The following is a 14,422-nucleotide window of genomic DNA, read 5'->3' as shown; positions in this document are numbered from 1 at the left end:
GCGGCAAACGCGTGGTGGCAAACATGCGGCGCGAACGAGTGACGCGAACGATTGACGCGAACGATCAGATCATTGTCATTCCGTCCTCGCGGCGCACATCTCACGAGCGATACGCTTCACGAGCGACATGCCTTCACGAGCGACACGCCTTGAACAGGTGTTTGGTGCACTTCGCTGGCGCGCCAATCGCTAGTGGTCTGTCTCGTAATTGGCTGAATGGTGCTGCCCCCCTCTGGCCCCCTCTGATGAGGGGGCTGTCAGCGAAGCTGACTGGGGGAGAGACAGAAGCTGGGCACCTCAATTATTGGAATTATTGGCGAAACAGACCACTAGTCCTTCTAGTTCTTATACGTCACGCTGTTCTTCGTGTTGGCGGTTGGCGTCTGATCCAGCTTCAGCGACCCGCTGCCCGCGGCGGTCGTCACATCCCACTCCAGCGTCACGGTGCTTTCGGGCGCAAAACTCAGCGTGCCGTACATGACATCATGCTGATAGACGCTGGTTTGCGCGAATGCAGTCCCGGTGGGGACGCCCTCGGTGGAGGCGCTCACATTCGACACGCTGCCGCCCGTCGGCGCAAAGATGGTCACGAGGTTCATCGCGGTGCCGTTCTGCGTGTTGGCGATGATGTATTCGGGCAGGCTCGGCGCGTCCGCGGCCTTCAGCGTGTTGGTGAACGTGGTGGTCACATGCCATGTGGTCGTGCCGTCCGCGTTTGCCGCGACCTTCTTCACCACGCTCTGGCGCTGGATGTAGTAGTCCATCTTCGACGCCTGCATCTCATTGAGATACAGGCCGGTCACCGGCTGAGCCTTGTCGTCGGTGATCTCGCCGGTCATGTTCGCGTCGCGCAACGCCGGCAGATCGTCGTCATGGAACGACCAGAAGTAGAAATGGCGCTGCTCGGCCATGCTCATCATGGCTTTGGCGAGTGTCATGAGCTTCTTGGAGTTCATGTCCTTGAACATGTTCGCCACGACCTGTGCGGCGGTTTCCGCGAAATAGGTGTTCTGCTCGTCGACGGACAGCTCGATGTAGGCACCGTTGAGCAGGAAGTCGGCGGTGTTGGTGCCGTCGAGCACGCGCCCGTCGGAGAGGGTGACCGGTCCGGTCGCGCCGATCATCGCCTGCAATGCCACCGGATCGAGGCTGAGCACGCCGTCACTGTCGCCGCCGAACGACTGCTGCTTCCAGAATTCGCTGGCCATGCGCGCCACCTGCGGGAAATCGGGGCTGGTGGAGATGTTGTGGATTACGGTGCCGAAGTAGAGGCCGTTGTACAGCGACGCCTCGTTCTCTCCGATCTGGTCGGTCGCGCTGCCGTGGAACTCCAGATTGGAATGGAACTCGCCCATGGTGATCTTGCCCTGATCGGCCTTGAAGGAGCCGACCGAACCGATCAGACCGCCCGAGCTGCGGATCTCCGAGTTCGTCTGGGCCAGAATCACATAGTTGCGCGAGCCGTTCGCGCCAAGGAATCCGGGCATCATGTTGACCATGCCGGTCAGCTCGTCCACCTTGTCGGAGACCTTCGCCAGCTGGGTCTTGCCCTTGCCGAGCGCGGACTGGATCATGCCGATCTTTGCGTTCGGCAGCGCGTTGAACTCCTTGACCTGGGCTTTGAGGCTGTTGTTCGCGGCGGTGAGCTGCTTGGCCGCCGTGATGATCGGCTCGGTGTTCAATCCGCCCTTGCCGTCGGAGAGCTTGGCGTTGAGCAGCGTATCGGATGCGGTCTTGAGCTGGGGGAGCGTGGTCTGTGAGAAGTCGTTCAGCGTGTCGATCGCGGAACGCACGGTCTTGACGTCATTGCCGTAGACGGGCACTTTCTCGGCCCAATCCCACAGGAATCCGGTGGTGTCGCTTTTTGCCGCCGCCGCCTCCCGCTGAATGGTGTCGACCGAGGTGCCGATCTTTGACAGTGCCTCGGTGGTGTCGCCGCTGCTGAGCGATTTGGCGGTGGCGACCACGTTGTTGAGATGGGTCTTGGCGCTCATCGCGGACTGGTAGAGCCTGAATCCGGCATATCCAGCCGCTGCAGCCGCGGCGAGCAGCAGAATGAACACGGTCAGTATGATATTGCGCGCGGTGTGCCGTTTGCGCGGCAGCACGGCGGCGTGGGCGGCTCCCCGCTGGCGGATGCGGCTGTCCGAAACGCGGGCGGCCGCGCGATTCGACGCGCGCCGAGCGCCGTGCGCTGCCGCATGCCGCTCTTCGTGACGTCCGTTATGCCGTGCGCCCATATGTACACCGTCCTTATCATGGTTCCCAACGCAGTGTCGTCGTATGCTGTCGTATGCTGCCGGATGCCGCCGTATGCTGCCTCGTGCTGCTCGGTGCTCTAGCGGTCCGTCTCGCAAATCACCGAGTGCTGTGGCCCCCTCTGATGAGGGGGCTGTCAGCGAAGCTGACTGGGGGAGAGACAGAAGCTGGCCCCTTTGATTATTTGCGAGACGGACCACTAGGCGCTGTTTGCGTGCCTTGTCGTAGCACGCGGTCGTAGTACGCGGCCCTAGTACGCGCCGTCTCCGCGCAAGACTACACCAACGGTCTTGATGAGAATGGCGATGTCGGTCATTAACGACCAGTTTTCCACATAATTGACATCGAGGAACTCCGCGTCCTTGGGACTGAGGTCATTGCGCCCGGAGATCTGCCACGGTCCGGTGATGCCGGGGCGCACAAGCAGTCGGGTGGAGTAGAGCGTGGAGTATTGATCCACCTCGTACTGTCGCTGCGGACGCGGCCCCACGAGCGACATATCGCCTTTCAGCACGTTGATGAACTGCGGGATTTCGTCGATCGAGGTTTTGCGGATGAAACGCCCGACGCGCGTGATGCGCGGATCGTTCTTCACCTTGAACGTGGTGCCGAGATCCACGCCGGCCTGTGCGGCGACCTGGGCATCGAGCTTGTCGGCATTCACTCGCATCGAACGCAGTTTCAGACAATAGAATGGATTGCCGTAGATGCCGATGCGCTCCTGCTTGTAGAAGACCGGACCGCCGTCCTCCATCTTGATCGCGACGGCGACGATCGCCATGATGATCGAACCGGGGATCAGCGCGATCAGAGCGCCGGCGATATCGATCGCGCGCTTGAGCAGGCGCGTCGGCCACGAATATTGCGGCAGGCTCGCGGACAGCACCGGCAGCGCCATGTTGGTCCGCAATACCAGCTGGCTGCCGCCGAGGTCGGCCACCGAGGTGGTGAGCGCGAGCTCCATGTTGGCGGATTCCACCGCGAGCGAGAGCGTGCGCATCGTTTCGGAATCGCGGGTGAGCACATCGGCGATCAGTACGGTCTGCGCGCCGATCTGCTTGGCGGTCTGGGCGAGTCGCGAGTTGAGCGCGAGCACGCGCAGCTTCGATTCGCGCTCGTTGCGCGGCGTGAACGGCACGGCGATGAGATGCTGCGGCGCGTTCGGATCGTCCTCGATGGTGGCCTGCGCGATCGGGCATACGGCGATCGGCGCGTATCCGACCGACAGTCCGACGACGGTGCTGAGACGGTCGATGGTGTCGTGGATGCCCTCCGGTGAGCCGACGATCACGGTCGGGTAGTTGTATTCGCCGTGGCGGCGGTTGCGATGCAGCGCGCGCCGCATCAGCCAACGTTCCACCAACGTGAGCAATACGGAGAAGATCGAGGCGAGGCCGACCAGCCAACGCGGGTAGGGCACCGCGAAGAAGTATGCGATGAAGCACAGTGCGATGAAGTTGATGAAGGCGGCGGTGAGGATTTTCGCATACAGGTCGTAGCCTTCGCCCATGGTGTGCCGATGGTAGCTTCTGATGATGGCGAGCGAGACCAGCCACGTCAGGCTGAAGACTGACACGGTGGCAGCGGCGCCGCCGGGGAGCTGGGCTTGGACGGTGCTGAGAATATCGGGCCGAATCAGGAAAATGAACGAGCAGGAGACGATCATCATCAGCGCGTCGAGCACGACAAGCGTCGCGTTGTAGACATAGCGCCATTTCGGAATCACCGGCAGCCAGGTCGGGCGACGACGGTAGGTCGTGCGGGTGCCGCCGCTCGCACCGCCGCGGTTGCGCTGACCGGGGGCGCTGCTGGAGGCTGCGCTGGAGGACGCGCCGCTGCCGGGTTGGCTGGATTTGCCGGATTTGCCGGATTTGCCGCTGTTCATTGATGCAGCTGTTTCGATGGATGCATACGAGCCGTCGAAGAACGTCGCCTGGGGAATGGAGGGGATGGCTGCGGTGGGGGCGGCTGCGTTGCGGATGGATGCGTTGATGGGGATGGTCGCGCTGGTGTTGGCATTATTTGTGGCGGTCATTCTGGTTCTGCCGCCTGTCTGCCGGGGGTTTCCGGTTCGGCTGATGGGCAGCTGCATGGTGCGCATATCGTTGGCGCTGACGGTGGCTGCCGTTGGTGATGCCGCCTGTGATTGCATCTGCGATGCGGTCTGCGATTGCGCTGCGGTGTCTGTGTCGCCCGGTCTGCTGCTCATTCTGATAGTCGGCTCAGCCACCGTCATCCCGGCTCCTTACGATATCCTGTTCTTCCTCTGGATGCTCAACATTTCAACTATACTATGCCCGGTGGTTGTTTCCGCCGGTGGTTGTTTTGGCGGTGGATGTTCGGTGGTGGGCGGTCGGGATTGGGTGGTCCGCGTTGGGTGGTCCGCGTTGGGTGGTCCGCGTTGGACGGTCCGCGTTGGGTGGTCCGATGCGGGCGGCCCGCGGGTTTCTTGTGAAGGCACCCCCGGCGCTATACTACTGAACCAAACTGTTGCACTATCCGATGTTGCAAAGGAACGGATATGAAGATCGCTGTCGCCGGAACGGGTTACGTGGGGTTGTCGGTGTCGCTGCTGCTGTCGCAGCATAATGAGGTGCACGCGCTCGACATCATCCCCGAGAAGGTGGAGAAGCTCAATCGCGGGGTCAGCCCGATCGTGGATCGTGAGATCACCGAGTTTCTGGACGGCAATCGCAACGGCAGCCATCCGCTGGACTTCCATGCCACGCTGGACCCGCGCGAGGCTTACGCGGATGCGGATTATGCCGTGGTGGCGACGCCGACGAACTACGATCCGAAGAAGAACTATTTCGACACGTCCAGCGTCGAGGCTGCGATCGACGCGATTCGCGCGGTGAACAAGACCGCGTGGGTTGTTATCAAGTCCACTATTCCGGTGGGCTATACGGCGCAGTTGCGTGCGCAGCGCGGCGACGAGCGGATTCTGTTCAGCCCGGAGTTTCTGCGCGAAGGGCGTGCCCTGTACGACAATCTGCATCCGTCGCGCATCGTGGTGGGCGCTCCGATGGATGATGCCGAAGCGGTCGAGGCTGCGCAGGGATTCGTACAGCTGTTGGCGCATGGCGCCGACCCGGCCGAACTGGTGCGCAAGAACCGCGATGGCAGTCTCGGCATTCCCGAACTGGTGTGCGGCCTGACGGAGGCGGAGGCGATCAAGCTGTTCGCCAACACGTATCTGGCGCTGCGCGTCGCGTATTTCAACGAGCTTGACACGTATGCGGAGAGCCGCGGGCTTGATGCGCAGCAGATCATTCGCGGCGTGTGCCTGGACCCGCGCATCGGATCGCATTACAACAATCCGAGCTTCGGATACGGCGGCTACTGCCTGCCGAAGGATTCCAAGCAGCTGCTCGCGAACTACGCGGATGTGCCGCAGAACCTCATCAGCGCGATCGTCGAGTCGAACCGCACGCGCAAGGACTTCATCGCGCAGGAGATCGAGGAACGCGTTGCCGGTCTGGACCATCCGGTGGTCGGCATTTATCGACTCACGATGAAGTCCGGTTCCGACAACTTCCGTCAGAGCAGCATCCAGGGCGTGATGAAGCGGATCAAGGGCAAGGGCATCGACGTGGTGGTCTACGAGCCCACGCTCGACAAGCCGGACTTCTTCGGCAGCCCCGTCACGCACGATCTGGCCGCGTTCAAGCAGCAGGCCGACGTGATCGTCGCCAACCGCTGGAACGCCGACCTCAACGACGTCGCCCCCAAGGTCTTCACCCGCGACCTCTTCAAGCGCGACTAGGCCGGCTGCGCTGAGCTCTGCGAAACTCCGCGAAAGAAGTATCGGGTTACGATTGTAGGAGCATTGTAGGGGTGCTGCCTGTCGCGTTGCAGACGAAGATTAAAGAACACCGCTGGATAACACCGAAAGGAACGATAAGCATGAAAGGCATCATTCTCGCGGGTGGGTCGGGCACCAGACTCTATCCCCTGACCACGGTCACGTCCAAGCAGTTGCTGCCTGTGTACGACAAGCCGATGATCTACTATCCGCTGAGCGTGCTGATGATGGCTGGCATCCGCGATATCCTCATCATCTCCACGCCGCACGATCTGCCCAACTTCGAGCGGCTCCTCGGCGACGGCGAACAGTACGGCGTGCATTTCAGCTACAAGGTGCAGCCCAGCCCGGACGGGCTTGCGCAGGCGTTCATTCTCGGTGAGGAATTCGTTGACGGCCATCCCTGTGCGCTCGTGCTCGGCGACAACATCTTCTATGGCAACGGGCTTGGACGCACACTGCGCAAAGCCGCTGCCATCCAGCATGGCGCAACCGTTTTCGGATACTATGTGGACGATCCGGAGCGCTACGGCGTGGTCGAATTCGACAAGAACAACAAGGCCGTGTCCATCGTCGAAAAGCCGGCGCACCCGGCCAGCAACTACGCGGTCACCGGATTGTACTTCTACGATGAGCGCGTCACCGAATTCGCCAAGCAGGTCAAGCCGTCGGCGCGCGGCGAACTGGAGATCACCGATCTTAACAAAATGTATCTGGAGGACGGTTCGCTCAACGTCACCACACTCGGCCGCGGGTATGCGTGGCTCGACACCGGCACGATGGACAGCCTATACGAGGCCGGCGAATTCGTTCGCACCGTTGAGCGCGCGCAGGGACTGCCGATTGCGGTCGCCGAGGAGATCGCCTACGAAAACGGCTGGATCACGCGCGACGAGCTCATGGAGGCCGCCATCAAATATGGCAAATCCCCCTACGGCAAGCACCTCAAGGACGTCGCCGAAAACCGTATCATCGTCAAGACCCGCGACGACCTCGCCGAAAGCTGATCAGCGCACATGCGCACCGTGTGGAGGCGATGCTTGAGCCGCTTATGAAGTCCGTCTGGTACAATTCTTCCGTCTGCGATGCATGAGGAGATGCCATTGAATATCACGGAGATCTTCACCCGGAAGAACAGGCTATTGCTCAAGGCAATGGTAAGCACGGATTTCAAACTGCGCTACCAGCAGTCGGTGCTCGGCTACGTATGGTCGGTGCTGAAGCCGCTCATGCTGTTCGCCATCATGTACGTGGTGTTTATCCGTTTCCTTAGGTTCGGAGCGGACGTACCGCATTTCTCTGTCGGCCTTCTGTTGGGCATCATCTTGTGGAACTTTTTTAACGAAACCACGACCGGTGGCATGATGTCTATTGTCGGGCATGGCGATCTGCTGCGGAAAATCCATTTTTCCAAGCATGTAGTGGTCGTCGCCTCCTCGATGAGCGCTCTGATCAACTTCGGTTTCAACTTCATCGTGGTGGTCGCCTTTACGCTGCTTAACGGAGTGCGCATTACGTGGAGTTGGTTGCTCATCATACCGATCATGATCCAGCTCTATATTCTGGCTCTGGGTGTCGCGTTCTTTTTAAGCGCCGTGTACGTCAATCTGCGAGACCTGAATCCCATCTGGGAAGTTGTTATGCAGGCTGGTTTCTATGCGACGCCGATTATCTACCCGATTTCCATGATTACGGCAAGGGCCGGTGAGCTGGGCCCATTGTTTGCACGACTGGATTTCATCCTTAATCCGATGGCTCAGATTGTGCAGGATGCACGGCATGTTATGATCGCTCCGGAGAATCCCACGATCTGGCAGATGGTTGATAATCCGTTTCTTAAGATGTGGCCGGTGATCTTCAGTGTGCTGCTCTTCATCGGAGGGCTGCGATACTTTACTGTTAAATCCAAGTATTTCGCGGAGTTGGTGTGACGATGACGAACGTGCAGGACGACCCCAAGGAATCCATGAAAGACAATCGGCCGATTGCGCTAAAAGTCGAACATGTCTCCAAGACCTTCCGATTGCCGACAGAACGTGCAGGTAGTCTCAAGAACACGATTTTCAATTGGATTCGCGGCGTTCGCGGCTATCGTATCCAACATGTGCTGAACGACATCTCCTTCGATGTCAAAGAAGGGGAATTCTTTGGCATTGTCGGGAAAAACGGGTCCGGCAAATCCACGTTGCTGAAGATCATTTCACAGATCTACGGCATTGACTCGGGGCAAGTGCAAGTCAACGGCAAGCTTGTGCCGTTTATCGAACTCGGCGTGGGCTTCAACCCGGAGCTGACGGGGCGTGAAAATGTGTATCTCAATGGGGCTATGCTCGGATTCTCTAATGAGGAAATCGACAACATGTACGACGATATCGTCGACTTCGCAGAGCTCGGTGACTTCATGGAGCAGAAGCTGAAGAACTACTCCAGCGGCATGCAGGTGAGACTTGCCTTCTCTGTGGCGATCAAGTCGCAGGGAGACATCCTTGTGCTTGACGAGGTGCTTGCCGTGGGTGACGAGGCATTCCAGAAGAAATGTCAGGACTATTTCTTTGAGGCCAAGCGCAGCAAGAAGACCATTATTCTTGTGACGCATTCGATGGGAGACGTTCGTCGATACTGCGATCGTGCCATGTTCATTCGTGATGGCGTGGTCGATCAGATTGGCGATCCCGACAGCATTGCCGATGCCTATTCCAACTCGTTCTTAGGCACCAAGCCGTCTGAGCATGTGACCGATACGAAAAAGACCAGAGACATCGCAATCAACGGTGTGCGCGTCCTCGTCAACGGGGAGGAACAGAAATATCTGGACAAATACGAAGACTTTGACATCGAGCTGACGGTCAGGACTTCGGCACCCGCGTCCAATCAGGCGATTCGCATCGATGTAGTTGACGGTCGCGGGTGGTTAGTGTTTTCGCTGCCAGACAAAGATGGGTCCGTTCGCGTCCTCGACGCTGGTGAACACGTACTTCGCTTCCATGTGGAGAATTCTCTTGCTTTCGGCGACTACCACATTGATGCGGTGTTCGATGACGGAACGAAGAGGTATCTCATTAAGCCTGCCTGCTATCAGTTCCATATGAGAGGATATGCTACCGCCGCCATGCCGGTGACAGTTCCAAGGGGAACGGTTGAAGTCGATGCATCCCTCGTGTCGGATACCCAGCGGCGAGCGGCAGATTAGCGGTTCGCAGACGACTGCGAGCCGCTAGCTTGTTATCGACTCTCGGCAACTGCTCACGTCATACGTAGGGGGGAATGGACTGTATATGCTGAAATTGATGGAGAATCAGAACTATCGGGCGGAGATCGAAGAGATTACATTGCCCATGAACAAGGACGGCGGTGTTGTCCTCAAGGGGTGGGCTGTGGATAAGATCCGTCATGATACGATGCAGGTCGAGCTGGATAGCCCTGGCAAAGTGAGTCGTGTAGGACGTGCAGATATTTCCACGGTGTATTCTCTCAACGACGGTGTGAGCGCGGGATTCCAAATCAGCATTCCCGCGGGAGAATCGGTTGCGCGGATCATGCTCAGCAGTCCGGGCGATACAGTGAGGAAAGCTGTCAATATCCGCAAGGCCTTTAACATGTTGCGTGTGCAGCGATGGCGAATGCGACTGGGACATCTTGCGCACCTAAGCGCTCACGCATGGTCACCGGCTGGAATGAGGACATTGCTGAAAGCCGTCAAGGGGAAAATCACCAAGCAGCAGACGTTTTATGATCGTTGGATTGAACGACATGAGACCATGACCTGCGAACAGGCGGAATCCGTTCAAAGCACGTTCTCTAGGATGCCTCTCATCTCCATTGTTACCCCAGTTTACAATGTGGATGAGCAGTGGCTACGCGCATTCGTTGCATCGGTTCAGACGCAATGGTACCCGAATTGGGAGCTCTGTCTGGCTGATGATCACTCGTCGGCTCCGCACATTCGTCCGTTGCTGGAGGAACTCGCAGCTTCCGACAGCCGTATCAAAGTGGTTTTTCGCACTGAGAATGGTCGTATCTCCAAAGCTACCAACTCAGCCATTGAACTTGCCACCGGCGACTATATCGGATTTGCAGACAATGATGACGAACTCGCTCCTCAGGCGCTGTTTGAGGTCGTCCGAACGCTCAACGAGCATCCGCAGACCGATTTCATCTACACAGACGAGGATAAGATCACCGAATCGGGGCAGCGATTTGATCCCTTTTTCAAGCCCGGTTTCTCGCCGAATCTCTTGCTGGGACACAACTACATCACGCATTTCGTTGTCGTGTCGCGTGATCTGCTTGATAAGGTGGGAACTCTCCGCTCTGAATACGATGGCAGTCAGGATTATGATTTCGTGCTGCGCGCCACCGAACAGGCCAGCGAAGTGCGGCATATTCCGCAGATGCTGTATCACTGGCGGACTCTCGCCAGTTCTGTCGCCGGTGATCCGCGTAGCAAGATGTATGCCTATGAAGCGGGACGTAAGGCGCTGGAAGCCGCTTTGGAGCGACGCGGCTTGCGCGGTTCGGTACGTATGCTCGACAACCTCGGTACATACAAGATCGATTGGTATTGGCCAGACGACAGGCGTCCGCCCGTCATCGTGATCGCAAGCGGATACTCGGATGGCCAGCTTGAGAAACTGAGGAGCTTGACCCGCTATCCTTCAGTGAAGTTCGTAAAAGCCGCTTCTTTGGATGACGCGTATCGCCTCGTTGCTTCAGCCGATAGGCAGAGCGGCGACGGCATCGATAACGGGTTCGATTACGTCATGTTTCTCGATGGGCTGATGCCCAAAAACACGAGTTGGCTGTCGCAGATGGTCAATTATATGCGCAATCCCGGTGTCGGCATCGTTGGCGGCAAGGTGTTCGACTCCCGTCAGCGCGTGGTTGACGTCGGAGTGACGTTACGCGCTTTGAAAAGCGGTCGGCCGTTCGAGATGCGCGGTGAATGGGATGACGGTATCGGCTACTATTTCCGCGATCTGCTGCAGCGCGAGATGTTCGGTGTTACCGAGGAATGTCTGATGATCTCGCGAGAGGACTTTTTGTCGCTCAAAGGCTTCAATACCAGCCAGCCTGCGGGCATTCGCGGCATCGACCTGTGCGTGCGTGAACGTGAGTTGCATGGCAGGCAGACCCTGTGGCAGCCGTACGCTCTGTTCGTCGATCTCAAGAAAAGGCCGGTCACCATTGAGCTAAATGCAATCAACGCGTATCTCAAACAGCATTCGGGACTTTCGGATGGCTTCTCCTCTGCGTGTTTTCCTGATGACGAGACGCATAAGCAGGAAGGCATCGTTTACTCCATCGATCTGGTTGAATGGCGTGACCATGAGAGCGGTCTGCGTGTCGACGGCTGGGTGGCGGACCTGCATGCAAACGAGAACGTTGATATTCAGTTGGGCGATTGCGCCGGCGTTCGACTGGAATCATGCTCACGCGCTTTTCGGGCGGATGTCAATCTGACATTGCCGGTTCCTGCGGATTCGATTCTTGGATTCACACTGACGCTTTCGGTACCTAGTGGGAAACGCTCCCTGCGCACCAACGATATTCCGCTCATTCTGACCACATCCACCGATCAGCGGATCGTACAAGTCCATGTGGAACGTTCTGAAGTCAAACGTCGTCTTATGGAATTCGGACGTAAGATTGCGCTATTGCGTCATCCCCGCACCACGATGCATCGGCTGGACGACAAGTATCTAGCTCCCCGCCGGCAGATGAAGGCGTACCAGCGACTCATCGCCACCACCGAGCGGTATGATGCGGCAAAGACGAAGCTGAAGGCCTGCGGCTTCGCTTATAGGCCGCTTATTTCGATTGTGATGCCGGTGTATAACGTCGAGCCGAAATGGCTGGAGCGATGCATCGAATCCATTGAAAACCAGTATTACGACAACTGGGAGCTGTGCATGGCGGACGATCATTCAACCGAACCGCATGTGCGTCCGTTACTGGAAGAGTATGCCAAGCGCGATCCTCGCATCAAGGTGACATTCCGCGAACAGAATGGCCATATCTCCAGAGCCACGAATTCCGCATTGGAGATTGCGTCCGGCGAGTTTGTCGCTCTGATGGACGATGATGACGAGCTGCCTGCGCACGCTCTGTTCGAAGTGGTGCGCGAGCTTAATGATCACCCCCAAACAGATCTCATCTATAGTGACGAGGACAAGATCGACGAGGAGGGTAATCGTTCCGATCCTCACTTCAAGCCGGACTATGCTCCCGATCTGCTGCTGAGCACGAATTACATCAGTCATCTGGGGGTGTATCGCAAGTCCATCGTCGATCAGATCGGCGGATTCCGACCCGGTTACGAGGGATCGCAGGACTATGATCTGGTGTTGCGGTTCATGGAACACAGCACGCCGTCACGTGTAAGGCATATCGCCAAGGTGCTGTACCACTGGCGTACGTTGGCCACGTCCACCGCGTCAGGCAGCGGCGCGAAGAACTACGCTTCCGATGCTGGGCTTCGCGCCTTGCGTTCGGCGGTTGAGCGCCGCGGCGTCAACGCTGAAGTGGTTCCTGCCACAACCCCCGTGATATCCGGTGATCCTACGACCGGTTCCGTGGTCGCGGGCATCTATCATGTGCATTATGCGATTGCCGATCCCGCATTGGTGTCGGTCATCATTCCCACCAAGAACGGATACGACAATATCGAACGCTGCGTCGATTCGGTGATCGGCAAGACCACCTATCCCAATTACGAGATCATCATCGCCGACAATGGCAGTACCAATCCTCACATGCAGGATCTGTATGATCGATATCGTCGCAAGCTTGGCTCTCGATTCCGTGTCGAGGAGATCGACATTCCGTTCAATTTCTCGACGATCAATAACATCGCCGCCAGATCGGCCAAAGGCACATACCTGCTGTTCCTCAACGATGACACTGAGGTGATTGCGCCTGACTGGATGACGCGTATGGTTTCATTCGCCCAATTGAGCCGTGCGGGCGTGGTCGGAGCGAAGTTGTACTACCCCACGGAGACGATCCAGCACGCCGGTATCGTGCTTGGTCTTGGTGGTGCCGCCGGTCATATTCAGGTCGGGTTCCCGCGGTCGTATCTAGGGTATTTCGGTCGTCTTATCGAGAACGTGAATTACTATGCGGTTACTGCAGCATGTTGCATGATCAAGGCAGTCGATTTCAAGGCGGTTGGAGGATTCGATGAGTCTCTTGCCGTGGCCTACAACGATGTGGACCTGTGCATTCGCGTCCATGATGAGCTTGGGCGAGACAATGTGTGGGCATGTGAGGCCGAACTGTACCATTATGAATCGGTTACGCGTGGCTACGATGTGAAGAGCCGTGCGAAGAAGGCTCGGCTGGAGCGGGAATCGGTTCGATTCCGGCACCGGTACGGCAAGATCGTCGATAATGATCCTTACTACAATCCGAACCTGTCTCGTTCATCCGGGAATTTCTGGGTGAGGGAGAGGTAGTAGAGCGGAATGGAAAAGAGGGGATGCGACTCACATGGTGTGAGTCGCATCCCCTCTATAACTCTATAAATCTTAGCGGTCACTCTACGCTTGGTTGAGGATACAATCCGTACCAAGCTATGCCTTCGTATTTCCATCCCTTCGCGACGAGCATGTCGTTTTCGGCCTTGTTTAGCGTGTAGTTGTGGGAGCCGCGCCGAGCACGCCGATTGTATTGACGATAGAGTGGCCACATGCAGCTTCTATTTGATGAGTACCATCCTATGCCTTCGTATTTCCATCCCTTGGCGACGAGCATATCGCGTTCGGCGGAGTTCATCGTGTAGTGGTGATCGCCGGCGTTGCGATTATAAAGACGGTAAACAGGTTCGATGATGGCATAACCTTTAGGGGTACTCTTAGAGGGGGCGTTCCATCCTATGCCTTCGTATTTCCACCCGGCTTTGCGGAGCATGTCTCGCTCCGCCTTGTTGCTGGTGTAGAAGTGCTCGCCGGAATTGCGGTTATACAAGCGGTACATCGCAACGAGATCTTTAAAACTTGGACCACCGAAACAAGGGGCGGCGCTTGCCTGTGCCTCCTGTGGAGTGATGGCTGGCATGGCCGTGAGTGTGACCGCCGCTGCGGCCGCGAGACATAGCCCCGCCACTTTCCGAACGGCTTTGAGCATTGTTCCGTTCATGGTTCCTTCTTTCTTTTCGTTAGGGGGATTCTCATGGATGGATCGCCATTGATCAGTGGCATCAATGGCGAGGACCGATGGGGAACCCCGCTTCCACCTTCGTTTCCAACGCGGCGGGTTCCAGTGATCGTTGCAACACCTGACCGACCGACGGGAGGAACAGGTGGGCAGGTGGTTGTTCGAGGGCGTGGAGTACGCGACGAGGTCGCAGATGTGCGCGGC

Annotated in this window: 8 protein-coding genes; 5 read left to right on the top strand and 3 right to left on the bottom strand. The window is 57.7% G+C overall.

Translation table 11 applies throughout. The features are described 5' to 3' along the window. Positions 1-338: 338 nt before the first annotated feature. Together EHS19_RS08965 and EHS19_RS08960 are read right to left on the bottom strand one after the other, a co-directional pair. Complete coding sequence (locus EHS19_RS08965) at positions 339-2,240, bottom strand: DUF4012 domain-containing protein (protein ID WP_151917415.1); 1,902 nt, start codon at positions 2,238-2,240, stop codon at positions 339-341. Positions 2,241-2,509: 269 nt separating this feature from the next. Then, a complete protein-coding gene (locus EHS19_RS08960) occupies positions 2,510-4,489 on the bottom strand; it encodes a sugar transferase (RefSeq protein WP_241677182.1) in 1,980 nt (659 codons plus the stop codon). Between the two features lie 291 nt (positions 4,490-4,780). Between EHS19_RS08960 and EHS19_RS08955 the strand changes: the two genes are divergently transcribed. From EHS19_RS08955 to EHS19_RS08935, 5 genes are all read left to right on the top strand, one after another. After that, positions 4,781-6,025 carry a nucleotide sugar dehydrogenase gene (locus EHS19_RS08955; protein ID WP_151917414.1) on the top strand — a complete coding sequence of 415 codons (1,245 nt, stop codon included), beginning with the start codon at positions 4,781-4,783 and terminating at the stop codon, positions 6,023-6,025. 140 nt (positions 6,026-6,165) lie between these two features. After that, on the top strand, positions 6,166-7,071 hold the full coding sequence (rfbA, locus tag EHS19_RS08950) for a glucose-1-phosphate thymidylyltransferase RfbA (RefSeq protein WP_151917413.1): 906 nt from the start codon (positions 6,166-6,168) through the stop codon (positions 7,069-7,071). Between the two features lie 96 nt (positions 7,072-7,167). Next, on the top strand, positions 7,168-7,995 hold the full coding sequence (locus EHS19_RS08945; RefSeq protein WP_151917412.1) for an ABC transporter permease: 828 nt from the start codon (positions 7,168-7,170) through the stop codon (positions 7,993-7,995). A 2-nt stretch (positions 7,996-7,997) separates the two neighbouring features. After that, positions 7,998-9,254, top strand: a complete 1,257-nt coding sequence (locus EHS19_RS08940; protein ID WP_206666344.1) for an ABC transporter ATP-binding protein — start codon at positions 7,998-8,000, stop codon at positions 9,252-9,254. A gap of 85 nt (positions 9,255-9,339) precedes the next feature. Continuing rightward, positions 9,340-13,518, top strand: a complete 4,179-nt coding sequence (locus EHS19_RS08935) for a glycosyltransferase family 2 protein (RefSeq protein WP_151917411.1) — start codon at positions 9,340-9,342, stop codon at positions 13,516-13,518. A 79-nt stretch (positions 13,519-13,597) separates the two neighbouring features. Here the strand turns inward: EHS19_RS08935 and EHS19_RS08930 are convergent, their stop codons facing one another. Beyond that, a complete protein-coding gene (locus EHS19_RS08930; RefSeq protein ID WP_151917410.1) occupies positions 13,598-14,200 on the bottom strand; it encodes a hypothetical protein in 603 nt (200 codons plus the stop codon). Positions 14,201-14,422: the final 222 nt, after the last annotated feature.

Source organism: Bifidobacterium jacchi (assembly GCF_009078285.1).
Classification (GTDB): Bacteria; Actinomycetota; Actinomycetes; order Actinomycetales; family Bifidobacteriaceae; genus Bifidobacterium; species Bifidobacterium jacchi.
This window is presented reverse-complemented; position numbering and strand designations above follow the sequence as displayed.